23 protein-coding genes are annotated in these 24,070 nt (G+C 63.7%); 8 read left to right on the plus strand and 15 right to left on the minus strand.

What is annotated here, in order from left to right:
• Positions 1-162 precede the first annotated feature (162 nt).
• Positions 163-1,248, plus strand: a complete 1,086-nt coding sequence (locus VIZ63_RS09545; RefSeq protein ID WP_331609342.1) for an OmpA family protein — start codon at positions 163-165, stop codon at positions 1,246-1,248.
• 115 nt (positions 1,249-1,363) lie between these two features.
• Here VIZ63_RS09545 and VIZ63_RS09550 read toward each other — a convergent pair whose 3' ends face one another.
• From VIZ63_RS09550 to VIZ63_RS09570, 5 genes are all read right to left on the minus strand, one after another.
• On the minus strand, positions 1,364-3,421 hold the full coding sequence (locus VIZ63_RS09550) for a hypothetical protein (RefSeq protein WP_331609343.1): 2,058 nt from the start codon (positions 3,419-3,421) through the stop codon (positions 1,364-1,366).
• 35 nt (positions 3,422-3,456) lie between these two features.
• Positions 3,457-4,545 (minus strand): hypothetical protein, encoded by a 1,089-nt coding sequence (locus VIZ63_RS09555; protein ID WP_331609344.1) that lies wholly within the window; start codon positions 4,543-4,545, stop codon positions 3,457-3,459.
• 358 nt (positions 4,546-4,903) lie between these two features.
• Complete coding sequence (locus VIZ63_RS09560) at positions 4,904-5,935, minus strand: hypothetical protein (protein WP_331609345.1); 1,032 nt, start codon at positions 5,933-5,935, stop codon at positions 4,904-4,906.
• Positions 5,936-5,948: 13 nt separating this feature from the next.
• Positions 5,949-7,016 (minus strand): putative zinc-binding metallopeptidase, encoded by a 1,068-nt coding sequence (locus tag VIZ63_RS09565; protein ID WP_331609346.1) that lies wholly within the window; start codon positions 7,014-7,016, stop codon positions 5,949-5,951.
• Between the two features lie 3 nt (positions 7,017-7,019).
• On the minus strand, positions 7,020-8,438 hold the full coding sequence (locus VIZ63_RS09570) for an ADP-ribosylglycohydrolase family protein (RefSeq protein WP_331609347.1): 1,419 nt from the start codon (positions 8,436-8,438) through the stop codon (positions 7,020-7,022).
• A 129-nt stretch (positions 8,439-8,567) separates the two neighbouring features.
• On the opposite strand from VIZ63_RS09570, the gene VIZ63_RS09575 reads away from it, so the two are divergent.
• Entirely contained in the window at positions 8,568-10,019 is a 1,452-nt protein-coding gene (locus VIZ63_RS09575) for an amino acid permease (RefSeq protein WP_414703782.1), read from the plus strand.
• 134 nt (positions 10,020-10,153) lie between these two features.
• Positions 10,154-10,615 (plus strand): peptide-methionine (R)-S-oxide reductase MsrB, encoded by a 462-nt coding sequence (msrB, locus tag VIZ63_RS09580; RefSeq protein ID WP_331609349.1) that lies wholly within the window; start codon positions 10,154-10,156, stop codon positions 10,613-10,615.
• Positions 10,616-10,676: 61 nt separating this feature from the next.
• Here the strand turns inward: msrB and VIZ63_RS09585 are convergent, their stop codons facing one another.
• The gene (locus tag VIZ63_RS09585; protein ID WP_331609350.1) at positions 10,677-11,201 is read right to left on the minus strand and encodes a gamma carbonic anhydrase family protein; all 525 of its coding nucleotides are present in this window, start codon (positions 11,199-11,201) and stop codon (positions 10,677-10,679) included.
• Between the two features lie 3 nt (positions 11,202-11,204).
• On the minus strand, positions 11,205-11,732 hold the full coding sequence (locus VIZ63_RS09590) for a TIGR00645 family protein (RefSeq protein WP_331609430.1): 528 nt from the start codon (positions 11,730-11,732) through the stop codon (positions 11,205-11,207).
• A 159-nt stretch (positions 11,733-11,891) separates the two neighbouring features.
• On the opposite strand from VIZ63_RS09590, the gene VIZ63_RS09595 reads away from it, so the two are divergent.
• Positions 11,892-13,193, plus strand: a complete 1,302-nt coding sequence (locus tag VIZ63_RS09595) for an ATP-binding protein (RefSeq protein ID WP_331609351.1) — start codon at positions 11,892-11,894, stop codon at positions 13,191-13,193.
• Between the two features lie 52 nt (positions 13,194-13,245).
• On the opposite strand, the gene VIZ63_RS09600 is transcribed toward VIZ63_RS09595, so the two are convergent.
• The 3 genes from VIZ63_RS09600 to VIZ63_RS09610 form a co-directional block, all read right to left on the minus strand.
• A complete protein-coding gene (locus tag VIZ63_RS09600) occupies positions 13,246-14,163 on the minus strand; it encodes a hypothetical protein (RefSeq protein WP_331609352.1) in 918 nt (305 codons plus the stop codon).
• A complete protein-coding gene (locus tag VIZ63_RS09605; protein ID WP_331609353.1) occupies positions 14,160-14,870 on the minus strand; it encodes an RNA polymerase sigma factor in 711 nt (236 codons plus the stop codon). The genes VIZ63_RS09600 and VIZ63_RS09605 overlap by 4 nt, the downstream gene beginning before the upstream one ends.
• Positions 14,871-15,019: 149 nt before the next feature.
• Positions 15,020-16,738 (minus strand): VWA domain-containing protein, encoded by a 1,719-nt coding sequence (locus VIZ63_RS09610; RefSeq protein WP_331609354.1) that lies wholly within the window; start codon positions 16,736-16,738, stop codon positions 15,020-15,022.
• A gap of 213 nt (positions 16,739-16,951) precedes the next feature.
• Between VIZ63_RS09610 and VIZ63_RS09615 the strand changes: the two genes are divergently transcribed.
• The 3 genes from VIZ63_RS09615 (at position 16,952) to VIZ63_RS09625 (ending at position 19,085) form a co-directional block, all read left to right on the plus strand.
• Entirely contained in the window at positions 16,952-18,094 is a 1,143-nt protein-coding gene (locus VIZ63_RS09615; RefSeq protein ID WP_331609355.1) for a sensor histidine kinase, read from the plus strand.
• Positions 18,015-18,785 carry a LytTR family DNA-binding domain-containing protein gene (locus VIZ63_RS09620; protein WP_331609356.1) on the plus strand — a complete coding sequence of 257 codons (771 nt, stop codon included), beginning with the start codon at positions 18,015-18,017 and terminating at the stop codon, positions 18,783-18,785. Before VIZ63_RS09615 ends, VIZ63_RS09620 begins: the two co-directional genes overlap by 80 nt.
• Positions 18,786-18,887: 102 nt before the next feature.
• Positions 18,888-19,085, plus strand: coding sequence for a hypothetical protein (locus tag VIZ63_RS09625; RefSeq protein WP_331609358.1), 198 nt, complete (start codon positions 18,888-18,890; stop codon positions 19,083-19,085).
• A 9-nt stretch (positions 19,086-19,094) separates the two neighbouring features.
• On the opposite strand, the gene VIZ63_RS09630 is transcribed toward VIZ63_RS09625, so the two are convergent.
• The 4 genes from VIZ63_RS09630 to ampD are packed head-to-tail and all read right to left on the minus strand — an operon-like array spanning position 19,095 to position 22,526.
• Positions 19,095-19,550, minus strand: a complete 456-nt coding sequence (locus VIZ63_RS09630) for an MGMT family protein (RefSeq protein WP_331609359.1) — start codon at positions 19,548-19,550, stop codon at positions 19,095-19,097.
• A 40-nt stretch (positions 19,551-19,590) separates the two neighbouring features.
• Complete coding sequence (locus tag VIZ63_RS09635; protein WP_331609360.1) at positions 19,591-21,045, minus strand: sodium:solute symporter family transporter; 1,455 nt, start codon at positions 21,043-21,045, stop codon at positions 19,591-19,593.
• A gap of 58 nt (positions 21,046-21,103) precedes the next feature.
• Positions 21,104-21,931: a cobalamin-binding protein gene (locus VIZ63_RS09640; RefSeq protein WP_331609361.1), complete on the minus strand. Its 828-nt coding sequence runs from the start codon at positions 21,929-21,931 to the stop codon at positions 21,104-21,106.
• A gap of 19 nt (positions 21,932-21,950) precedes the next feature.
• Positions 21,951-22,526 carry a 1,6-anhydro-N-acetylmuramyl-L-alanine amidase AmpD gene (gene ampD / locus VIZ63_RS09645; protein ID WP_331609362.1) on the minus strand — a complete coding sequence of 192 codons (576 nt, stop codon included), beginning with the start codon at positions 22,524-22,526 and terminating at the stop codon, positions 21,951-21,953.
• 129 nt (positions 22,527-22,655) lie between these two features.
• Here ampD and VIZ63_RS09650 point away from each other — a divergent pair, with 129 nt between their 5' ends.
• Positions 22,656-23,390: a 16S rRNA (uracil(1498)-N(3))-methyltransferase gene (locus VIZ63_RS09650; RefSeq protein ID WP_331609363.1), complete on the plus strand. Its 735-nt coding sequence runs from the start codon at positions 22,656-22,658 to the stop codon at positions 23,388-23,390.
• A gap of 147 nt (positions 23,391-23,537) precedes the next feature.
• Here VIZ63_RS09650 and VIZ63_RS09655 read toward each other — a convergent pair whose 3' ends face one another.
• A complete protein-coding gene (locus VIZ63_RS09655; protein ID WP_331609364.1) occupies positions 23,538-24,011 on the minus strand; it encodes a chemotaxis protein CheW in 474 nt (157 codons plus the stop codon).
• Between the last annotated feature and the right edge of the window lie 59 nt (positions 24,012-24,070).

Below are 24,070 nucleotides of genomic sequence, written 5' to 3' on the forward strand. Positions count from 1 at the left end.
GTCCTCGTCAAACGGTTCGGATCGCGAACTCTAGGGTACCGTAATCCGGTACTTCGTGAGTTCGGTCTTGCCCAGCAGCCCTCGTGCCATGAACATGCGCTCCGACGATCGCTGAGGCGGTCGTTTCTGACGAGACTTTGCAAGAAATTCGAAGAGGTAATGATGAAGCAAGTAGCTTTATTCTGCGCACTGGCCGCGCCCGTCGCGGCAGTCGCCGCGGACAATGTTGGTCACTGGTACGTTACGCCGCAGATCGGCGGCATTTCAGTCGACAACGATCGTCCCGTGCAGGACAAGGACTGGCTCTACGGCTTGGGCATCGGCAAGCATGTCAGCGACGCACTGAGCATCGAAATGAATTTGAACGGCTCACAGATCGGCGGCGGCCCCGGTCGCAGCGATCTGAGCCTGTACGGCGGTTCTCTCGACCTGCTGCGCGTCTTCAATCGCGCCGGCAAGGTATCTCCGTACCTGAGCGCAGGTCTGGGCGTGGTACAGAACGAGCGCAGCCCCGGCTCGAACGCGACGGACTTCATGACACAGGCCGGCGTGGGTCTGCTGATCAACACGTGGGAAAGCGCGGACGGTTCGAGCAGCTTCGCGCTGCGCCCGGACCTGAAGGCACGCTGGGACGATGCAGGCTCGGCAGGCCATCTGGTGGATTACATCGGCACGCTGGGCTTCCAGTACTCCTTCGGCGCACCGAAGGCTCGCGCCGCAGAGCCCACCCCCCTGCCACCGCCGGCACCGACGCCCCCGCCTCCGCCGCCAGCGCCAGCTGACACGGACAAGGACGGCGTAACTGACGATATCGATCGGTGCCCCGGAACGCCTGCAGGCATCGCCGTGGATACCGTCGGCTGCCCGCTCAAGGGTTCGATCACGCTGGAAGGCGTGACGTTCGAAACGAACTCGGCGCAACTGACGTCCGACTCACGCACCGTCCTCAACGGGGTGGCCACGGGTCTGAAGAAGTATCCGCGCCTGAAGATCGAGCTGCAGGGTCACACCGACAGCAGCGGTTCCGATCGTTACAACCTGACCCTGTCGCGGCAGCGTGCCGACTCCGTCCGCACCCACTTGCTCGAGCAGGGCGTGGCGACGAGCCAGCTGACGGCCAAGGGCTACGGTGAAGCACAGCCGGTGGCGGACAACACCACGGCGGATGGACGCGCCACGAACCGCCGCGTCGTCATGCAGGTGCTCGACAACCCTGGCGAAGTGAAGGTTGAAGGCGCCGTGCGCTGATCCGATTTAATTAATCGGTAAAACCCGGGCCCGGCTGCGAGCAATCGCCGTCGGGCCTTTTTCTATCTGGCGTCTCTATCTGGGTGCCCGGCACCGCAGAACCCACAGGAATGCGTCAGAAGTAACGACGCCAGTCGAATACGAGTCGCACTCCGATTGAATACACCTCATCCAGCTCAATACCGGGAGCGCCCATCGGGGTGATCACATTCTCTTTGTGCGGAATATCCACGGCGCCGAAGACCTGCAGGATCAGCGCAGAGCTCTGGGTCGTGTCAAATGCCCGATATGGGCGGTACTCGAGGATCGGAAATTCCAGATACGTCGATTCGAAACTGATCACGCGCGGACCCGTGCCCGGCTGCGCGCCCGGCGCCAGCAGACTGTCGTCCGACCCGTATCCATAAAAGGTCGCACCGATTTCACGCCCCAGCACGAATTGAAATCGGCCGAAGCGTGTCGCCCAGCCCAGCTGCCATGGAATCAGCCCGCCATTCGCCGCCGTGATCGCCATGCCCTGATAGGTCTTGGGCGACACCAGGTACAGCGGCGACAGGAGCAGCAGATCGCCGGGTACAAGATAGAACGGCATCCGCATTCGCATCGTGTATCCGGTGCGTCCCGGAATCGCGGCAAGAACCGCGCCGTCGGTCTCAGCAGCTCTCTCGCTGAACTCGTTGCTGGAAGGTGTATCGCCCTTGTAGCCTGCGGAAAAATAAATGAGTCCGTCTCCCTGTTCGCCTAGCACGCCTTCGAGTCCATAGCCGACGCGCAGCGACAGGTCCGCACCACCCACGAAGCCATTGCCGCTTTCCAGTCCCGTAAAGCCGCCGTCCAGATGGCGTGCGTCGAGCGAGCCAGCCGCGCCGATGAACGGGCCGACTTCGGCGCGGAAGCGCGGCATCGATCCGAGTCCGGCATTCAGGCTCGGCACCGGAGTGAGCACCAGGACTTCGACTCCCAGCTCGATGGCCTCGGCTGTCGGCTGTTGTCCAACGGGCCAGTGTCCGAGGCTGTCGTTCCCGCACACGTCGAACGCATCAGGTTCGGCAGGAGCTGCCGGGGTGTACGGAAGATTGACCTGCCGCGAGCGCCCGGCCGCGGTGTCGAGCAGTTGCTCGAGACTGAGACGCACTGCTTCGCCAGCGCGCGCGGCATTCTCGGGATGCATGTGCGCATCACCCATCAGCACGACGGTGTTCTCGCCTCCCTGCCAGGTACGCACTTCCAGGCCACTGGCGTTGTAGTAGTCGTGCGTGCCCTTGCGCTGCGACACATCGCCCCAGGTTCCGGCGACGTGCCCTGCTGCGAAGACATCCTCCATGAAGTGAAGCGCAAACGCCTCATCGACCAGCATGGCGCGAGCGAGCGCCGAGCGTTCTTCCGCAGTCAGGGTCTCGCGCGCCAGCCGCGTTGCCTTCTGTAAGGCGCTCAAGTGATAGTGGCCCCACACACCAACGGCGTTGAGCTCGGACCCGGCAAGGAGCGTGGACTCAAGATATTCCCGCCCGCTGAAGTCCACTGTGGGTCGCGCGAGCAGGAAATGAGCATTGTTGGATCCGGCCCGCGTCGCGTACTCCGGGTCGGCGCGCTGTAACCGTACATCCGCAATCCGCAATGCGTTGACGCGATCGGCCCTCACGGCCTCGCTTTCCACCTGACTTCGCAAGCCACCGATCAGGCCGCTGCCGCTCGTTGGAGACGTGGCGGCCGCCGCTGTCGAGACCCGCAGCAGGTCGACCTTGAGTTGCGCCGCGACCTCGGCGACCGCGAGGATCCATTCCGAAGAACTGACCGTGTCGAACGTCTGCTTGCTCGAGCACGAATGATCGCCGGCGATCGCGGACATCGCTGCCCAGTCGATGCACTCTGGGTTCACGCCCTGTGTGCTGTCGGCGCCTTGCTCGCACAGGCGCTTCTCGTAACCGGTGCGCGCGTCCGTCCAGAGTCGATCGAATTGCGCCTTGCGTTCCGCATCGAGGGCTTCGACACCGAGAATGGCGATGTCGCGGTGCTCAGGATAGACCCATGCGAAGGCCGGGCTCGTGGCACAAGCGAGTCCAAGAGCAAGCAGCAGCAGTCTTGTCCGCCATCGTTTCCTCGATGACTCGCCCACCGCGGACACGCGGCCTCGCGTCGTGTGTGTACCCTGGTTCCGTGCCGGATGCAGCATCGCGTCGGTTCCTGTTGACCCGCAATCGGGAGAGTTCATTCGTTCGAGAGGTCTTCCTCGACGAAGCGCAGGACGGCTTCGAGAAGTGCTTCGCGGGGATAGGCGTTTTCGGTGACGAAGAGTGCGCCGATGGTTGCATGCGAGCGTGCAATCGGCAGTACGAGCCCCCAATGATCGGCGTTGATGTAGGCCATCAGGTCGCTGCCGGGGATGATCTGATCGTAGAAGATCACCTGGCTGTCGTTGCGTGCATCGATGCGGGCGAGTTTGCGATAGCTCGATTTCAGCACCGAGGAAATGCGCTCCGGCTGCGGGAACGTCGCCAGCGAGTAGTACCGAACATCGTTCGGCAATGGATTGCTGGCGAGCCATTGCCTGCGCACCGCGGGTCGCAGACTCTCGACGGCACCGCCATCGCCAGACTGGCAATTCGCGCCGGGGAAGTGGCGCAACAAGTCGGCCTGGTACTGCTCCGCATCGTTCGCGAGAGCCGATCCGCCGACCGCCCCTGCCACGCTGACCACGGCGGCCACACGATGGCGGATCTCGGGATACGTAACGATCGCCTCGAGAATGTCCGGTGCGCCCTTCGAGTAACCGAGCAGCACCATGCGCGCCGGGCCGGGCTCCTCAGGCATCGCGAGCAATGCATCGCGAATCTGACGCGCATTGATCGACGTGCCGGACAGCGCATCGACCTTGATCAACACCTGGTCGTATCCGAACTGGCGCACGTGCGCTGTGCTCGTGCCCGGCGACGCCAGCCATTTCTCGACGCAATCGAACCCCACACCGGGTACGACTGCTGCAATCAGGTGCCGCCGCGACGCTCCCAGGTCGACGGGCCGCCCCGTCCCGGCGGGCTCTTCACCAACTCGCGTCAAGACTTCCTCGCACGGCCGATGGTCCGGCAACCCCTGCCGCGCTTCGAGTACGGCGCAATAGATTTCACGGAAGCGTGCGCGCTTGTCGGCGACCCCGGCCTGTGCAGCCGGCACGAGCACCAGCGGAGGCGTGTCGGTCGAATACGGGACGAGTGGTTTTGAAGCGCAGGCACCCAGCAGCAGGCACACCCCGGCAATGACCAAGGTCCCGAATGCATGACCCGATCGCGGCTTGCGCATCGCTCAATCCCAGCGGCAGCGAAATGCCGTTCGAGTTATCGAGCAGGTTACCAACCGTTCCAGTATCCGCTCCGAGGCAATCCAGTGCCATAGCGATCCCCGCAATACACAACGGAGGCTGTGCTCGGGGTCGGGTGCCCATGGGGAGGGACTACGTAGCATGACTCGATGATCCGGCGCGCTCGACGCAGTTCACGGCAGCGCATTGCCCTTAACCGCTACAGCGAATGCTGGTTCCCGGGACCAGGATCACTTGCCCAGGGCGATCCGGCGCAGCGCGTGGGTGCGGGTAATCTCAGTTTCGTAGCGAACAGTCACCTGACTATCGCGGAGCGACTGTTCGGAGAGAAACCGCTGACTACTCGTCGATCCGCCACGCCGCCTGGTAGTTGCAGCCCAGGCGGATGATCTGTTCCAGCAGTGTCGGGTACTCGACGCCGGCCGCGCGTGCCGACTCCGCGAAATCCTCGGCGTGACTGATGTTCGGATTGGCATTCGCTTCGAGCACGAAGACGCTGCCGTCCGGCCGCATGCGAAAGTCCATGCGCGCATAGCCGCTCATGTGCAACGCCCGGAAGATGCGTTTCGACAGCTTGTCGAGATAGGCCGGCGCACCTTCCGGCAGGGTCGGCGCAGCGCCGGTCCTGATGCCGTGCTTCTTCTGGTAGTTGCGGTCCCATTTCACCTTGCGCGTCGCAATGCCCGCCATCACATCGGGCAGCGTGCCGAAGTCCATTTCCCAGATCGGAAACGTGCGCAGGCGGTCGTTGCCGAGCACGCCCACATAGAGCTCACGACCTTCGATGTATTCCTCGACCAGCGCATCGGAGTTGGTCTGTTCATGGATGAACTCGATGCGTTCCTTGAGTTTGTCGGACTCGCGAATCACTGACGCCTGCGAGATTCCCAGCGACGCATCTTCGGTCGCCGATTTCACGAACAGCGGCAGCTTGAGCTTGCGCGGCAGTTTGTACTTCTGGCCGCGACGGAACAGCGCGAAGCCCGGCGTCGGGATGCGGTGGTACGCGAGAATCTGCTTCGACAGCACCTTGTCGCGCGAGATCATCATGCCGCGTGGATTGCAGCCCGTGTATGGCTGCTTCATCAACTCCAGGAATGCCACCACGTGCTGGTCGTACGTGACGATGCCCTGGAATTCCTCGAGCAGGTTGAACGCGATGTCCGGCTTCCAGTCGGTGATCCCCGTGCGCAGGTCGGAAAGGTTGTCGAGCAGGCCGAGCGCCTTCACGGTGTGACCGGCTTTTTCCAGCACGCTCATCACGTCGAACTCGGTCCGGATCTCGTCGATCTCCTTGACGGTCAGACCGCGCAGGGTCGGCGGCGGCACCAGGCTCTCGTGCATCAGCACCAGCACACGAAGTGGTTTCATGGATTGTTGTTACTCACAATGCATAGCGCTCACGGTCTCGACGCAGAATATCCATCATGATCCGCTCGACCACGCCCAGCACGGCGCGCTTCGCATCGCGCTGTGATGTTTCGAGCACGAGATCCAGATCGCGGCAGCGCTGGATCACGACGCGCAGCACGTGATGAACGAGATAGGGATGCAGACGCGAGCGCCGGATCAGCAGGCGCTCGAGCTGCGGGCGAACGCGACGCACGAACGTGCTGGCGCGCAGATGCCGGCGTAGCGGACTGCGCTTGCCGAAGATTCGCTTCAGTCGCAGGTCGTAGGCGCCCGGACGATCGAGTTCATAGCGCGCGCGCTTCTGTTGGTAGTGCTCGGCGAGCGTACGTGTGTCCTCGCTCAGCGGCTCGATACGTTCGCGATTGTCGACAACCGGCCGGGCACCTTGCAACTCCTTCATCAGTGAATCGACGTACTCCAGTTTTTTCAGTGCCGGCCAGCCCTGGTAATCACGACGCCAGCGGGCGCGCGGCTGCAGCCACACGGCAAAGGTTTCCGCGAAGTCCTCCGACGGATGACTCTGCGCGTACCAGTGACCCAGGTGCAGCACATAGTCGCGACTCGCCGGACGCGGCCGATAGACATCGGGATACGGACGCGTCGACTTGCCGAAGGTCTTGCGCCAGCCTTTGCGCCGACGCAGACGGAAGGCGTTGTCGAGTGCGTGCGCGGCCTCGTGACGCAGGATGCGCGTCAGCCAGTTGGCGTTGCCGCCCTCCACTTCATCCATGATGAGCCGCTCGAGCCGCATGAGGCGCGGGTGCGCCATGTAGAACGGCACGGCGATGCCTGGCACGCCGTCGGGCGAGAACCATTCCTCCGACAGCCACAGGTGCGGACGAAAGCGGATGCCGCGACCTGCCAGATCCTTCTGCACTTCCTTCCAGTGCCGGTCGACCACGGTACCGCGCAGGGACAAGCGCAGGTCGCAGAAACGTTTCTGCAGCAGCTCTGTGTCACTGAGCTTCGTCCACGCCGGTTCGCGCACCTTGCTGCGTGTCGCGGTTCGGACGGCCTTCTTTTTCTTCTTCGTCGCCATGACTTAAGCAAATGACCTGGCGAGTGCCTGCAATGACTGCAGCTGCGGCACGGCTTCGCGCCAGCGTTGCGGGATCGCGGTGATACCGAAGCAGGCGCCGGCGATCATTCCCGTGAGCGCACCGACTGTCGGCAACGGCGCGGCGCCATCCAGGCCGATTTGCATCGCGGCGGCAAAATCGCGACCCGTATCGAGTGCTCGCAACGCCCGCACGCCGACCGCGATGACATCGCCATCGTTCGACCCGACATTGCGCCAGCCGCCATCCAGCAACGCGCGGACCTCCGGCCGCAGGCGGCGGTCTTGTAACGAAACGATCGCGGGCGTTCCTCGCAGAGCCAGCAGTTCGCCGACCTCTACGCCCGACAATGCATCGACAAGAATGGCCGCCCACAAGCGGCACATGTCGAGCACGATCGGCGACTGCTGCGTCGTACGCGAGATGTCCGCTGCAAGTTCGATTGCCGCACCGGCTTCGCGATGCATGTACAACGCAGCGGCCAGCGATCGGGCGAGCGAATGCGCACTGCGATCGGCAGGATCGTGCGAACCCGCATTCGGTTTCTTCGACCATTGCCAGGCAGCGAGCGCACGCCGGAAGTCTGCCGGCAGTTCCGCAGCCGGCGCGCTGCGGGACCACTCGAGATAGCGCTGCATCTGGTCGCTGGCATCGTGTCCCGCCCGCTCCTGCAGACTGTTCAAGGCACACAGCGTCGTCGCCGCATCGAATCCGGGCTGCAACGGCGGCACGTCTGTCTGTGCGAGTTGCCGCAAATCGTAGCGGCCAGCAGCGACCAACGCCCCCAAACCGTCGCCGCAAACGAGCCCGATCAATGCACCTTCGCGCCGCTCCTCGGGATCCGGAGCCACGGCGTGTGCAACCGGGCCAGCCTCGCGCCACTCCCTGACATAGCGGTACTGCTCATCCGTCTCCGGCACACTGGACCAGCTCTCGCTGCGCGCACATTGCAACCAGAGCTGATTCAGGTACTCCAGCGCAGCATCCGGACCCAGGCCGCTGCGGATCAGGTGACAACCCACGACCGTGCCGGTGCGACCGATGCCGGCACGACAGTGCACGTAGACGCAGCGACCCTCGGCAAGCGCGGCATCGACGGCGTCGAGGATCTGCTGCATGTACTGCGGCGACTCCGGCAGATCGTGATCGCGGATCGGCCAGCGCTGATGCGTCACCGAACCATCGACCGGCAGCAGCTGCACATACGGAGCGAGTTCGCCCTCGGCGGTCAGATCGACGAACGCAGTCACGCCCGCACGCAGCAGGCGTTGTATACGGTCGAGTGTCGGGGCAGGCGCAGGAAGTCCCGGATATTCGCCGGCGAGCAGGCGACCCGGCCGAACCCAGTAACTGTTGGGAATCGGCGTGGGTGGGAACGGAACAGGTGCCAGGGGTTGAATCACCCGGGAATGATAAGGGGAAGTGGCCAGGTGGCGGAGTCCTTGTTCAGCGCCGTCGGGAGCCTGTAGCCTGTCTGTCGTCCCTGGCCCCGCCGACCAGCACAATTCCAACGAGGTCTGCCGATGTCCAACCTGCTGAGCCGACTGTTCGCCGTACGCTCCGTTGAGTCCATCGTGAACGACCTGAACAGCGCGCCACCGCTCAAGCGGGTCCTGACCGCACGATCGCTGACGGCTATCGGCCTCGGCGCGACGATAGGTACAGGCGTTTTCATCCTGACGGGGACGGTCGCTGCCAACCATGCCGGGCCGGCACTGACGCTGGCGCTGCTCATCGCCGCCATTGGGTCGGGCTTCGCCGCAATCTGCTATGCCGAGTTTGCCGCGATGATTCCAGTGTCGGGCAGCGCCTATACGTATTCTTATGCGACGCTGGGCGAAGCGATCGCCTGGTTCATCGGCTGGAATCTTTCGCTGGAATACATGCTGTCCGCATCGGCCGTCGCCGTCGGCTGGTCGGCGTACGTGGCCAGCCTGCTCACCAAGATCGGCATTCACCTGCCCGAAGCCCTCATCAACGCACCATTGGGCAAGACGGAGAGCGGCAGGCTCGGGTTCACCGGCGCAGTGGTCAACATGCCAGCTGTGCTGGTGGTGCTGGCCCTGGGCTGGGTGTGCTACGTCGGAGTGAAGGAATCGGCCCGGCTCAACAATTTCATGGTGTTCATCAAGGTCGGCATCATCGTCGTCTTCATCCTCGCCGGCATCAGCTTCATCGATACGGCGAACTGGCAGCCGTTCCTGCCGGAGAACACCGGCAAGCGCGGCGAGTTCGGCTGGAGCGGCGTGTTCCAGGGCGCCGCGATCATTTTCTTCTCGTACATCGGCTTCGATACCGCATCGACCGCCGCGCGCGAGGCGCGCAATCCGCAGCGCGACGTGCCGCTGGGCATCCTCGGTGCGCTCGGGGTGTCAGCAGTGCTCTATATCGCGATGAGCGCAGTGCTTACCGGAATGGTGCCGTACACGTCGCTGGATGTGGCCGCCCCGGTCGCCGTCGCACTGGACGCACATCCGCAGATTGCCTGGCTCGGCGCCCTGGTCGAGACCGGAGCCATCGTCGGCATGACGTCGGTCATCCTCATGTCGCTGCTCGGTCAGCCGCGAATTTTCCTCGCCATGGCCGAAGACGGTCTGTTGCCGCCGTCGTGGAAGAAAATCCATCCGGTCCACCGCACGCCGCATGTCGCCACCATCGTCGCGACCGTCGTCGCCGCCATCATTGCGGGCCTGCTCCCGCTCGATGTGCTCGGTGAGCTGATTTCCATCGGCATCCTGCTCGCCTTTACCGGCGTGTGCATCGGCGTGCTGGTGCTGCGTTATACGAAGCCCGACATGCCGCGGCCGTTCCGTGTGCCGTTCGCACCGGTGACGTGTGTGCTGGGGGCCCTGGTGTGCATGACCATGATGGCGTTCCTGCCGCCCGACACCTGGTGGCGGCTTGGCATCTGGTCGGCGCTGGGGTTCTCCATCTACGCGGCGTACGGCTACCGCCACAGCAAGCTGCGGGCGGAAGGAAGATAGGCGAACTGCCTGCGGAGGCGCTGCGGCGGTTGAATAGTCCGCCAGCGCCACCAGACTCAGGGTTCTTCCCGATTTCGAGCACGATGGTTCCGCGATAACCCTGGGACCGCCCACCTATCCGTCTGAGGTATGAGATGCCACACACCACCCTATCCGCCAGCGGCTATGACGTGCGGCCGCTGAGCGACGCAGAACGCGAACAGTACGCAAAAGATCTTTCAGCCGAGGAACGGCAGGTGATCCTGCACCAGGGAACCGAACGGCCCTTCTGCGGCACGCTGCTGAACAACAAACAATCGGGGATCTATGCGTGCCGGCTGTGCGGGTTGCCGCTCTATAAAGCCGATGCGAAGTTCGAATCAGGCACCGGCTGGCCGAGCTTCTATCAGCCGCTCGATCCGCAGCACATCACCGAGATCGTGGATCGCAGTCACGGCATGGTCCGCACGGAAATTCGCTGTGCGCGCTGCGACGCGCACCTGGGACACGTGTTCAACGACGGTCCGCCGCCGACCCATCAGCGGCATTGCCTGAACTCGATTTCGCTCCAGTTCTACGCGACGGGGGTGGAGCCGGAGCAGAAGACGGCGAAGTGACCCTGCTGACGAAAGTCAGGAAAGGGACGAAGGTGCAGACTCCGACCCCGGATGACTTTCGTCACTTCGTCGCTTGCAGTTCTTCCCTGTACCTCTGCGCATTCCCGACATAGTGATGCGCAGCATGCAGCACCCGCTGCCTGTCCTTCTCCGTGATCTCGCGCACGACCTGCGCCGGATTGCCCATCACGACGACGCCATCCGGCACCGTCTTGCCCGGCAGCACCAGGGCGCCGGCCGCGACAATGCTGTAGCTGCCGACCCTCGCGCCCTCCATCACCATCGCGCCATTCGCGATCATGGAATGATCACCCACCGTGCAGGTATGCAGAAACGCGCGGTGCCCTACAGTGCAATGCGCGCCCAGCACCAGCGGTGTGCCGGAGTCCGTGTGCAGCACGGAACCGTCCTGCACGTTGGTCCCCTCGCCGAGTTCGATCCAGTCACTGTCGCCGCGCAGCACGGCGTTGAACCAGACGCTGGCCCAGCGGCCGAGCCGCACCGAGCCGATCACATCGGCGCTGGGCGCGACGAAATAGTCGTCGCCGACAGTTTCTATCCGGCGATCGCCGAGGGAGTAAATCACCGCTCAGTGCTTGTCGTCGCGATGACTCGCGAACGACATCTTGTCGAGGACGCCCATCATGACGGCAGACACGACGAAGGTCAGATGGATGATCACGAACCACATGAGCTTGGTGCCCGCGGTGTCGTCGAATACCTGCTGGTTGCCGATGCTCATGAAGGCCCGCAGCAGGTGAATCGACGAGATTGCGACGATCGAAGCGGCCACCTTCAGTTTGAGGCTGCTCGCATCCAGCTTGCCGAGCCAGCCGAGGTTGTCGCCGCCGTCCTTCACGTCGATCTTGGACACGAAGTTCTCGTAGCCCGAGAACATGACCATGACGATCAGGCTGCCGACCAGGACCAGGTCGACCAGCGCAAGGAGCCGCAGCACCAGATCGGCCTCGGTAACTTCCAGGATCGTGTGCAGCAGGTGATACACCTCGAAAAAGAACTTGATGCCCAGCGCGAGCAGCGCCAGCGACATCCCCAGGTAGACCGGAGCAAGAATCCAGCGGCTGGAAAACAGCAACTTCTCGATCGCACGTTCAATCACAAATCGGCACTCGCAGGGGTGGGGGCCGCGATTCTACCCGACAGCGCCGGGCCTGCGACCAGGCTCATCGTGTCGCTACGCTTCACGGGCTTGCCGCTATTGGCCAGTGCGGGTACCGAAGCGTAGAGTCAATGAAAAAGCGGGGAACGTAATCGCATGGAAGTCTCTGATAACACTCCGGCGACGAGCGCCTTCGACCAGACCCGCCTGTTCGAACAGGCGCGACTGCAGTTGGCCCGGCTCGACGCGAGCGGCGTCCGATCCCCGCAGGAGATCTGGCTGCAACTGGCTACCTGTGTAGTAGAAACCCTGAACATCGACCGCATCGGGGTCTGGGTACTGGTGGATGAGGGTCGCGCGCTGCGTTGCCAGTACCTCTTTCAGCGCTCCAGCCAGCAGATCTTCCAGGGGGCAATTCTGCGTCAGCAGGATTTTCCCCGGTATTTCGCGGCTCTGTATTCGCGCCGCACCCTGCCAGCAGCGCATGCCAATGAATCCTCGCTGACGCAGGAACTCGGCAGCTCCTACCTGCAGCCGCTGGGCATCACCTCGCTGCTGGATGCGCCGCTCTACATCGAAGGCCGCGTCGCCGGTGTCATCTGCCACGAGCACATCGGCGAACCGCGCGAATGGACGGGAGCTGAGTGCGATTTCACCAGCGCCGTGGCCGACAACATCGCGCGCCTGTACCAGGAACATAAACGCAGGGACACCCGCGTAACGCTCGATGCCTACGAAGAACACCTGATGGAATTGCATCGCATGGAAGCCGTCGGCCGGATGGCTGCGGGTATCGCACACGACTTCCGCGGCATTCTCGGCGCCGCCATGGGATTCGCCGAATTGATCCAGCGGATACCGGGCCTGCCGGTCGATGCCGATCGCTACTCGCAGAAAATCGTCGAGACCCTGCAGCGTGGCAATCACCTGACCAACGAAGTCGTGTCGTTCGGCAAGGACACGCCCGTCTCGCCACGGGTCATCGATGTCGCGAAAACCATCACGGCGATGCACAGCATGTTCCAGGTGCTGCTGGGCAATCGTGTCCGGCTGACCAGCGATCTGGACCGACCGGTCAGCCGCATCTTCATGGACTCGGCGCAGCTCGAACGCACGATGCTCAACCTGGTGCTCAATTCGCGCGACGCCATGCCGCTGGGCGGCGAACTCACGCTGCGGGCCGAAGACGTCGTCATCGAGGACCCGGACGGCGAACAGGGCGTGTTCGTCGAGATCAGCGTCACCGACACCGGCGTCGGCATGGACGACGCGACACGCGAGAACATCTTCAAACCATTCTTCACCACCAAGGGCGAACATGGCACCGGCCTCGGGTGCGCCATCGTCCACCAGATCGTGACGCGCGCCGGCGGGCTGATCCAGATCGACAGCACACCGGGAAAAGGCACCAAGGTCAGCCTGCTCCTGCCCCGCATCGCTGCGGCCAGCGCCGACTAAGCCTGGTGGCACTGCCGCTGTCGCCCGGCCGTGATCTGGCGCAGAGCACCAGTCAACGACTGTCCTGCTTCGTCCGCGCCAGATCCGTCGCGGCGACGGGATGATCCGGATAAGTCGCTTCGAACTGCTGCCATTCGCGATCCGCTGCTGCCTGCTGGCCGTCGCGACGCAACTGGCGGATGTGCTCCAGCCAGTCGTCCGGATCGGCGTGCAGGCGAGCGACGCTCAAGGGGGCATCCGCCACGTTCGCCGATTCGCCGATGCTGCGCGAACGTTGCATCGCCATCGCGGACACTGACTGCTTCGCGGTTTCCTGCCGTTGCGCGGTAACCGCAACCTGCTCTTCCTGTTCGCGCCGGGCCGCTTCCATGACCGCACGCTCCTGCATCGCCGCCACTTGCGGCGGCGGTGGCGCCATGGGTGTCGGTGCGCTTGCTGTCGGCGGCGACATTGCCGGCACTTGCTGTGGCTGCGCAGCAGCCGTGCGCTTTGCCTGCGAAGCGTCGCGGGGTGATGGCTTTCGCGCATAGGAAGAAAACTCGGTGACCGCGTCGCGCGGCGGCGCGATGAGCACCACGCTCTCTTCGGTGGAGGTCCCAGCCGCTTCGGGTTTCGCAACCTGTGCGGCGGGCGCACTGGCGGGGACCTGCTTCGCCGCCTGGAAATCTGCTGGGAAATCTGCTGGCGTCACTTCATGCTCGACGCCGCTGCGGATCACGATGGACACCACGAGCAGCGCGGAGGCCGCGACCGCGGCCGGCACACTCCATTGCAGCAAACGCCTGCGTCGCGCGCGGACACGCGCCAGCTCATCGGCGCCGGATGCAATGGCGGCACGCGCCTGAGCGAGGATCTGCTGATCGAGATGCGCCGGCACCTCACCGGACGGCAGGCCGCGATAGTTCTGCGACACCCGCGAACGGCGTCCCAGATACTCGTCAAACGCCTTGTCGTCGGATGGACTGTTCACGGTTCGATGTCCTGGCCGGCAGGCCTGTCCTCAATCCGGGGCTGATGGTGACGCAGCGCTGTCCGCAATTTGCGGAAGGCATAGCGCAGGCGACTCTTGGCCGTTTCCATTGCCACGCCGGTGGTCCGGCCGATGTCCTCCAGACTGAGTCCCGTTTCCTCGTACAACAGGAATACTTCGCGCTGCTCGGCCGGCAGATCCTCCAGCGCCTGCCTGAAGGAGGCACGCACCTGCATTTCAGACACCTGCGTATCCGGCTGGCTCACCGGCGTATCGGGCAGACTCTCTTCCAGCTCACCCACGTCTTCCATGCGACCGGTCTGCTGGCGCCCGGCACGCCGGAAATAATCGACCGCACAGTTGTGCGCGATGCGAAACAGAAACGTATTGAACTGAGCACGCGGCTCGTAGCGCTCGCGAGTGGCAATCACTTTGCTCCACACCTCCTGGAACAAATCATTGGCAACGTCCGGGTTGTGACAGAGCCGTTGCAAATACCGATACAGCCCACCTTTGTGCTTGCTGTAGAGCAACTCGAACGCGCGCATGTCACCGTCGCGATACCGCAGCATCAACGCTGCATCATCGTCCGCGTCCTGAACCGGAGGCGCTGCAGCAAAGGCCGCAACGCGCCCGAGCGGCGCCGCCAGGGCACTCGCATCGCCGAGATCACTCATGCGATCGATGGTCGCATCCTTCAGATCCATGGAGCGTAGCGGAGGTTGAACGAGAAAAGAATCTCCACGGGGATCCACGGGGGATCCACGGGGACCAGAGTGTGAAAGTCAGGCTCCGACAACTCTACCTCCGCACCCCGTGTTGCCCCGTGCCCCCGTGGAGTTCTTCGCTTCGCCTTTCAACGACCGATCTGCCCGACCTTCTCGTCACTTTCCTGCGGCGTCAGCGACTGAGCCAGCGTGACGAGCGAGACGAACTCGCGACGATATCCTTCGCGATCTTCGCCCAGCGACGTTTTCGCCAGAGCCGCCACGGCCGGGTAGCCGTACTGTTCCATGTACTTGCCGCCTCGCAGCAGCTGGCCGAAGGCGGCAACGCTCGCAGCGAAACGCAGATCGGTGGATGCCTTTTCTGCACTGACCAGCGACGTGCGCGCGATCGGATATTCCAGCAACTGACTCGTTTCGCCATCGGGCAGTTTGTAGCGCAGACGCACGTTGGCGATCTCGCCCTTCCCCGCCTGCGATGACTGCCCGGTCGAACCGTAGCGCAACGGGTCGATGCGTCCCTGCGCACCCGCCGGCACCACCTCGTACAACGCCGTGATGCGGTGGCCGGCGCCGATCTCGCCCGCATCGACTTTGTCGTTGTTGAAGTCCTCGCGGGCGAGCATGCGGTTTTCGTAGCCGATCAGCCGGTACTCGAGCACTTCCGCCGGATTGAATTCGACCTGGATCTTCACGTCCTTCGCGATCGTGAACAGCGTCGAGGACAGTTCGGAGACCAGTACCTTGCGCGCTTCCGACAGCGAATCGACGTACGAGTAGTTGCCGTTGCCCGCATCGGCGAGACGCTCCAGCAACTTGTCGTTGTAATTGCCCGTGCCGAAGCCGAGCGTCGTGAGCGCGACGTCGGATGCCCGCTGACGCTCTGCCATGTCGACCAGCGATTCGAAATCCACCGTGCCGACATTGAAGTCGCCGTCGGTCGCGAGCACGACACGATTGATGCCCCTGTCGATGTGCCCTTCCTTGGCGAGTTGGTAGGCGCGCTCGATGCCCTCGGCGCCGTTCGTCGAGCCACCGGCTTCCAGTCGATCGAGCGCCTGGAGGATCTTGTGCTTCTGATTGCCGGGCGTCGGTTCGAGCACCACGCCGGAACTGCCCGCGTAGACGACCATCGACACACGATCGCGCGCCGACAACTGATCGGTCAGCAGACGAAATGCATTCTTGAGCAGCGGCAGCTTGTCAGGCGATTGCATCGATCCCGACACGTCGATCAGGAACACCAGGTTCGCCGGCGGCCGTTCGCTGTTCGACACCTCGTACCCCTTGATACCGACCTTGAGAAGCCATGCATCCTTGCTCCACGGCGCATGCGCCAGCTCGGTCGTCACCTTGAACGGAGTTTCGCGGGTCGACGGCGGTGCGTACTGGTAGTCGAAGTAGCTGATCATCTCCTCGACACGCACTGCGTCCTGCGGCGGCAACTGCCCGTCGTTGAGAAATCGCCGTACGTTCGCATAGGCCCCCGTATCGACGTCGATGGAGAATGTCGACACGGGCTGCTCCGCGACCAGGTGCACGGGATTATCGTTGTTGTGCTCATATCGTTCCGTGTTGACCGGCGGCAGCTGGTAATACGGCGGGGCAAAGGCTGCCTTCTGGGCAATCCTCACCATGCGCAACTCTGGCGCAGCCGGCGAGGCGATAGCGCGCGTAGCCGCATCTGCGGCGACGGCTTCTTCGATCGTGGGCACCCGCACGTTCGCAGCCGCAGGGCCTGGCGACTGGTTGCGGACCTCCTCCTCTTTGTTGCCGTCCCGTTGGGAGGCGCAGGCAACCAGCAACGCGGTCGCCGTCATTACCGAACACTGACGCACAAGAGCCTTCATCGATATCTCCCGGCGCACCATGCGCCCTCCCCTCCATCAACGTCATCGGGCGCCCAACGGGGTTAATCGGCAAGCAACCGGTCAGGCAGAGGCAGCGCATCGCGAGACCCCCAGCCAGGAGCCGGCATCCCATTGATGTCGTTCGTCCCGCCCCAGATGAAGTTCGCCCCCACGTACTTTCGTCGCCCGCCAAAACAGTCCAAAGTCCGCCTCATGAACGCGTTGTTCAGGGAGCGCTGGGGCAGATGGGTGCTGTTCCTGTTCGGATGGGCGGCGTTGTCGCTGCTGTTCGCGCCGGAGGCCTATCTGACCTTCTATCTGCGCAATGCACCGATCTCGTGGGGCGAGACGCTGCAGCTGACCGTCGTCAATTCCGCCATTGCGCTGCTGTTCATTCCCGCGATCGTGATGCTGACGCGGCGCTTCCCGCTGGAGCGCCGGCGCTGGCGCGTTGGACTGCTAGCCCACATTCCGGCATGCCTGGCCTTCTCGATCGGACACTCGATGCTCTATGCCGTGGTCTGTCATGCCTGGAACGACGTGGGCGGGCCGCTGTTCTATCGATTCCATCCGAACCTCCTGACCTACTGGGCCGTGGTCGGCTTCACCCAGGCCTTCGACTACTTCCGCAAATACCAGGAACGCGAGCGGCAGATCGCGCAGCTGCAGCTGGAAGTTCTCAAATCGCAGCTGCAGCCACACTTCCTGTTCAACACGCTGCATACCATCTCGGCGATGATGCACGAGGACGTGAAAGGCGCCGATCGCATGATCAGCCGTCTGAGCGAACTGCTGCGCCTGACGCTCGCCAACATCGGTCGCCAGGAAGTGCGGCTCGCCGAAGAACTCGATTTCGTCCGCGCCTATCTCGAGATCGAGCGAGTACGCTTCGGTGAACGTCTCACCGCCCATATCCTGGTGCCGCCGCCAGCGCTCGACGCGCTCGTACCGGCACTCTTTCTGCAGCCGCTGGTCGAGAACTGCGTGAAGCATGGACTGGCGCCGCCGCGCGAGAATGGAATCATCGCGATCTCGGCGCAGCGCCTTGGCTCCCGACTGATTCTGACCGTAACAGACAACGGCTGCGGCCTGCCGTCCGCCGCTGGACTGCGCGAAGGAGTCGGCATCGCCAATTCCCGCAAGCGTCTGGAACAGCTGTATCCCCGGAACAATGCATTCCGCCTCGAAGCGCGCTCCCCATCCGGCGCCACGGTGACGGCGGAGATCCCGTTTCACACCGCGCTCACCGCCGCGCCGGAGGCTGCAGAGGTCGCCCATGAAGATCCGAACGGTGATCGTCGACGACGAACCGTGGGCCAGGAAGCGCATCGCGACGCTGCTTGGCACCGATCCTGAGTTCGAGCTGGTACGGACCTGCTCGAACGGCGATGAGGCCATCGAGGCCATTGCCACGCTGGCACCGCAAGTGGTGTTCCTCGACGTGCAGATGTCCGGGCTCGATGGATTCGATGTCATCGAGGCGATCGGCGTCGCAGCGATGCCCATCGTGGTCTTCGCCACCGCGCATCAGGAATATGCACTGCGCGCCTTCGACGCGCAGGCGCTCGACTATCTGATCAAGCCGTTCGACGAAGATCGCTTTCGCCGCGCGCTCGATCGCGTACGCAAGGAGCTGCAAAGGCCGGCAGAAGCGCAGGCCGGCCTGCAAAGCGTCATGCACGCCGTGCGACCGGAGCGAAAGAAATTCCTGCAGCGGGTCGTCGTCACGAGCGCCGGCCGGCTGGTGTTTCTCAAGACAGCGGAAATCGACTGGCTCGAAGCCTCAGGCAACTACGTGACGCTGCACGTCGGGCGCGAGACCTATCTGCTGCGCGAAACACTGACCGCGTTCGATGAAAAGCTCGATCCCGAGCAATTCGTGCGACTGCATCGTTCCGCCATCGTCAATGTCGAACGCATCAGGCAACTGCTGCCGTGGTCGCGCGGCGAACAGATTGCCGTGTTACGGGACGGCACACAGTTCACGATCGGTCGCGCATTTCGCCCGCGTCTCGCTGCGCTGATGAGCAACGCAGTTACGGATTGATGGAGTCTGCATCGTTGCCGATGGACTTCATCCCAGACTGCTTTCCGGGAGTGCGCGAAGCATCTATCCAGTTACCCCGTCACATCACATCGGGGTACAGGTATGAACGCCAAGCTGATCAGTTTTGCTGTGCTGCTTCCCTGGCTCACGGGCTGCAATCCGGCATTGCAGTGGCGCGAGCCGCAGCCCCAGCCGCTCACGAAATTCGTGTGCCACGTCAAAGGAACGGCCAAGGATTGTGTCCGCCTGACCGACGCGCAGTTTGGCGAGATCAAGCGCCACCTGCAGCCGGAGGTCTGAGCGCACCCGTTAGCGATCCATGCGCCACAACAGTTCGTCGAGTTGCTCTTCGCGCGGCGGCCAGCCGTAATGTTTCAGATCGACACGGCCGCCGACGAAGACCACGCCTTCCGTCTCGAGCTTGCTGCGTTGACGCTGGTAGGCATCGCTGCCGACGGGAAACGAGATGCGACCGCCCGCATTGATCACCCGAAACCACGGCAGATCGCGTGAAGCGGGCGTTTGTCGCAGCACCGTGCCCACCAGACGCGCGCGTCGCGGCAACCCCGCAACGTCTGCAACATCTCCATAAGTGCAGACCTTCCCACGCGGAATGCGGCGCACCGCTGCGAGAATGCGGGCTGGAAGATCGGTGGCGATGAGCGCAACCGGTTGCTTGCGCCTGGTTACTTTGGCAGCGACACGCTTGCTTCCCGTCCGGGGCCTCTTCGGCCTCGCCTGCTTGTCGTCGCGCCTGCCTCGCATCGCATCCCCTCAGGCTGATCGCTGACCGCTGGCCGCTTCGTCAAATTGCCACCCGGTCATGCACCGTCTCCTGCGAGCGGTCGGCACGATCCGGATTATGGCGACGCTCGCCACCCGTCAGCGCAATACCGAGCGAGGCCACGAACGGCAGCACGCGTTCGAGAAAATCGCCGGGTGCATCGGGCAGTACATGGAACAGCACTGTGAGAACGAAGCCGGCCCACATCGCTCCCAGAGTCGAGCCCGGCCGCACCCGTTTGCCCGTGAGACGCACCAGCAACAGCGGACCGAACGACGCCCCGACGGCAGCGAACGCGAACATGGCCTGATTGAGCAGGCTGTCGGTGGCATACAGCGCCAGGCACAGCGCGATGACTGCGTAGAACACGAGCACGACGCGCGCCCACGCGAATGACAGAGGCGATACCGAGCGCTTCATATCCACCGAGAGGCACGATGCCAGAATCAGCAGCCGGTTGCCCATGCCGATCACCATCACGCCCAGCAGCAATGCCACGAGGAATCCCGAGACCAGGGGCGACAGGATGCGTTCGAGAACGACTGGAATCGCCTGTTCCGGTCGTTCAAGGCCGGCATAGAGCACGCTGGCCGACCAGCCGCAGACCAGCATGAGCGCGAGCAATATCGCGATGCATGCCAGCGCGATCCAGCGGCTGTTGCGCAGGGTCGATTCGTCGCGCGCCGCCATGTAGCGGGCCAGCGCATGCGGCTGCCCCGTGAGTTCGAATCCAAGTCCGCTGATACCCACCACCAGAGCGAGCGCCACGACGCCCTTGCGTCCCGCGAACCAGTCGGTCATCTCCGGACCGAGCGCCTGGAAGCCGATCTGCAACTGTTCGACACCGCCGCTGACTGCGATCGCCGCCATTGGCACGATGCAGCCCACGACGAACAGCACGCCAACCTGCACGATGTCACTGAAGCTCAGTGACCAGAATCCGCCGACGAGAGTGACGATGGCAATCGCGGCGATTGCCGTGATGCAGGCGCTGGTGAAATCGAAACCAAAGCCGATCGCAAACGCGCTGCCGGCCGCATGCAGCACCGCGCTGATTTCCAGCAGCAGGGCCAGCGAGAGAATGAGCGCTGCGGAACGCACGATGAGCGGTTGCAGCCGGTCGCCAGCGTCGGTGCTCAGCACCTGGACCACGGTCAGCGAACCCTGTCCGATCGACAGCTGGCGCAAGCGCGGACCGACGTAGAACGCATTCAATGCGTATCCGACGACGACGGCCAGCCAGATCCATACGGCAGCGAGCCCCCAGACGAACGCTGCGCCGCTCAGCGCCAGCAGCAGCCACGCGGGAGAGGCATTCGCGACATGACTGAACGCCACCAGCCAGGTGCTGAGACGACGGCTGGCAAGGAAGAAATCATTGCCATTGTGCGTACGCCGTCCGCCCCAGATCGCCATGGCGATCAACGCGGCAGCGTAGGCGCAAAGAACGATCAGCGCGGCGGTGGCTCGGGTCATGCTCACGTCGATTGTTGCTGGCAACGGTCGACGTCACGGGCGCGTCGCGGCGGCCATTCTAGTGCGAATGCCACAGGCGGTCGCGAGCTGTCTGAAGGGTGCGACACATGTCGCGGGCACCCTTTGCCAGCCGGGTCGCGGAGCGGGACAGATCGTCCGGAGACAGCGCGTAGAGGTTCTGCGCATGCACCGCGCGGATCTGTGGCCAGCGCCGCCATTGCGTGAATGCTTCGGCATCGGCGGGACCCGTGGTGATGATCACCTCGGGATTCGCGGCGATCACGGCCTCCACACCGACTTGCGGCGCCAGCTCATTCAAAGAGGAAAAGATGTTCACGCCGCCGCACAGCCCGATGACCTCGCTCATGATCTGCGCACCGTTCACGGTGTATAGCGGCCGGTCGTTGATCTGCAGGAACACGCTCACGGGTGAGCGGGCGCCATATTCCTGACGCAGCGATGCGATGTCCCGTTCGAAGCGATCCGCCTCGGCTGCTGCAAGGGCCTGCGTGCCGGCGATGCGACCGATGTCGCGCACCGCTGCGCCGATGTCGGCGAGGCGCTGCGTGCGGATGACATTCACCGTCAGGCGCAGACTGCGCAGACGCTCGACGGTTGCGGGTGGCGTGCCGGGCTGCCAGGCCAGAATCGCGTCCGGTTGCAAGGCGAGAATCCTTTCGTAGTCGACGCGAAACGCGTCGCCGATGCGCGGAATCGTCGTCGCCTGCTTTGGATAGTCGCTGTACTCGACCGTGCCGACGATCCGATCGCCAGCACCTGCCGCGAACGCCAGCTCCGTAAGATTCGGCGCCAGGCTGACGATGCGCGATGCGGCGAAAGCCGCCGGCAACGGCACGCACGCCAGCGCGAACACGATCAGAAGCAATCGCGCAGGTCCTCGCATGTCAGACATCGCACTGGAGCAAGGCACCCAACCGTGCCCAGTCGAACGCCGGACCTGGGTCCGTCTTGCGCCCCGGAGCGATATCGCTATGACCCGCGATCCGCCGCGACGACAACGCCGGATACGCCGCCAGCAATTGCCGGATGACCCGGCTCAGCGCGCGGTACTGCACCGGCTCGTAGGCGCAATCATCCGTTCCCTCGAGTTCGATGCCGATGGAGAAATCGTTGCATCGCTCGCGTCCGTCATAGCTGGACACGCCTGCATGCCACGCGCGCCGCTGAAACGGCACGTACTGCACCATCTCGCCGTCGCGGCGAATCAGCAGATGCGAGGACACCTTGCGTCCGGCGATAGCGGCGAAATACGGATGCTGCTCCGGCGGCAACTGATTGGTGAACAGCAGATCGATCCAGGGTCCGCCGAACTCGTCGGGCGGCAGGCTGATGCCATGCACAACGATGAGATCCGCCACGACTCCCGCCGGACGATCGTCGCAATTGGGCGAAGGCACCTGCCGCGCAGTGCGCAGCAGACCCATGGCGGCATCGATGGGTTCGGGGGTGGTGAACGACATGGCTCTATCCTAGCAGCCGTGCACACGGCTCCGGTCGTGCCTCGCGGCTGTTAAGAGGTTTCTGTGGCCCGCCACTTGCTTGGCTTCGTTACAATTCCGGCGAAATGCTGATGCGACCAGCGGGGGGCTATGAGACTGAACCGGATCTACTGTGACGGACCGCTGACCGCGGACTCGATCGTGCCACTGTCCTCTGCGGGCGCGTATCACGTTGCGCGCGTCCTGCGCATGCGGCCCGGCGCACCTCTCGTTATCTTCGACGGCAGCGGCATCGACTACCGGGCTGAGATCACCGAAGTCGATGGCGACAGGGTTCTGGTCCAATTGCGCGGTCAAACGCCCGGCACCGGCGAATCGCCACTGCGCATCACGCTCGTCCAGGGCATCTCACGCGGCGAACGCATGGACTGGACGCTGCAAAAGGCCACCGAACTCGGCGTCACCGCCATCGCGCCGGTCCTGACCGCGCGCAGCGTCGTGCGACTGGACGAGAAGCAGGCCGCAAAGAAACAGACGCACTGGCACGCCATCGCAGTCGGCGCCTGCGAACAGTGCGGCCGCTCGCGCATTCCCGCCGTGGGCACGCCGATGGCATTGCGCGATTACCTGAGCACCGTGCGCAAGGATGGCATGCGCCTGGTCCTGAGTCCCTCAGCCCCCGGCTCGCTGGCCGGCATCGCCAGCCTGCCATCCAGGGTCGAGTTGCTGATCGGCCCCGAAGGCGGTCTCGATGACGACGAAATCACCGCCGCCCAGAAAGCCGGCTTCATGCCAGTGCGACTCGGTCCCCGCGTGCTCCGAACGGAGACAGCCGCAGTGGTGGCGCTGACGGTGTTGCAGGCGTTGTGGGGGGATTTGCAGTAGGAAGCCAACTGGTCTGCTGGCCAACTGGCCAACTGGCCAGAAGGATAAAGAGCCCAACTTTCAATTCTGGCCTCTTCGCTCTGGCCAGTCAGCCAGTTGGCCAGTTGGCCAGTTGGCCAGTTGGCCAGTTGGCCGAAACCAGCGCCGCTACGCGGCGCGAGTTTCTTCCGAAATCATCCTCTCCAGATGATCGAAATCCGGAATCAGCGGTGACTCGTTCAACATGCGCACCTGGCACAGCGTCGGGCCGTGGTCGGAGAAGCTGCGGCTGTGATCGGCCTTGACGACATCGGGATTGACCCGGACGAGCTGCGGGAAGCCCTGCGTGATCAGTCCGAAGTAGCCACCTGCGATGTGATTGCCCAGCGCCACGAAGATCACGATGCGCGTACGCGTGCCGGGCGGCGGAAAGCTCTGGCCACAGGCGGCTTCGAACGAGATCACCGGCACCTGTCGCCCGCTCCATTGAATCGTGCCGAGATACCACGGCGGCGTGCCATCCATCTTCTCGGGCTGTTGCCAGGTGATCACTTCAGCCACGCACGCCCGCGGCACGATCAGGCGTTCCTGACCGAGCGGAATCAGCAGGCTGTAGAGTTCGTGGGCGAGTTCGGAATTCATTGGGCGCCTCTGGCGGCCGGCCAACTGGCCAACTGGCCAACTGGCCTGCTGGCCAGCAA

The organism is Povalibacter sp., from assembly GCF_036520495.1.
Taxonomy (GTDB): Bacteria; Pseudomonadota; Gammaproteobacteria; order Steroidobacterales; family Steroidobacteraceae; genus Steroidobacter.

Coding starts and splice junctions, on each gene's coding strand:
- VIZ63_RS09545 (WP_331609342.1), top strand. CDS start 163: ATGAAGCAAGTAGCTTTATTCTGCGCACTGGCCGCGCCCGTCGCGGCA.
- VIZ63_RS09550 (WP_331609343.1), bottom strand. CDS start 3,421: ATGCTGCATCCGGCACGGAACCAGGGTACACACACGACGCGAGGCCGC.
- VIZ63_RS09555 (WP_331609344.1), bottom strand. CDS start 4,545: ATGCGCAAGCCGCGATCGGGTCATGCATTCGGGACCTTGGTCATTGCC.
- VIZ63_RS09560 (WP_331609345.1), bottom strand. CDS start 5,935: ATGAAACCACTTCGTGTGCTGGTGCTGATGCACGAGAGCCTGGTGCCG.
- VIZ63_RS09565 (WP_331609346.1), bottom strand. CDS start 7,016: ATGGCGACGAAGAAGAAAAAGAAGGCCGTCCGAACCGCGACACGCAGC.
- msrB (WP_331609349.1), top strand. CDS start 10,154: ATGCCACACACCACCCTATCCGCCAGCGGCTATGACGTGCGGCCGCTG.
- VIZ63_RS09595 (WP_331609351.1), top strand. CDS start 11,892: ATGGAAGTCTCTGATAACACTCCGGCGACGAGCGCCTTCGACCAGACC.
- VIZ63_RS09605 (WP_331609353.1), bottom strand. CDS start 14,870: ATGGATCTGAAGGATGCGACCATCGATCGCATGAGTGATCTCGGCGAT.
- VIZ63_RS09610 (WP_331609354.1), bottom strand. CDS start 16,738: ATGAAGGCTCTTGTGCGTCAGTGTTCGGTAATGACGGCGACCGCGTTG.
- VIZ63_RS09615 (WP_331609355.1), top strand. CDS start 16,952: ATGAACGCGTTGTTCAGGGAGCGCTGGGGCAGATGGGTGCTGTTCCTG.
- VIZ63_RS09620 (WP_331609356.1), top strand. CDS start 18,015: ATGAAGATCCGAACGGTGATCGTCGACGACGAACCGTGGGCCAGGAAG.
- VIZ63_RS09625 (WP_331609358.1), top strand. CDS start 18,888: ATGAACGCCAAGCTGATCAGTTTTGCTGTGCTGCTTCCCTGGCTCACG.
- VIZ63_RS09630 (WP_331609359.1), bottom strand. CDS start 19,550: ATGCGAGGCAGGCGCGACGACAAGCAGGCGAGGCCGAAGAGGCCCCGG.
- VIZ63_RS09635 (WP_331609360.1), bottom strand. CDS start 21,045: ATGACCCGAGCCACCGCCGCGCTGATCGTTCTTTGCGCCTACGCTGCC.
- ampD (WP_331609362.1), bottom strand. CDS start 22,526: ATGTCGTTCACCACCCCCGAACCCATCGATGCCGCCATGGGTCTGCTG.
- VIZ63_RS09650 (WP_331609363.1), top strand. CDS start 22,656: ATGAGACTGAACCGGATCTACTGTGACGGACCGCTGACCGCGGACTCG.
- VIZ63_RS09655 (WP_331609364.1), bottom strand. CDS start 24,011: ATGAATTCCGAACTCGCCCACGAACTCTACAGCCTGCTGATTCCGCTC.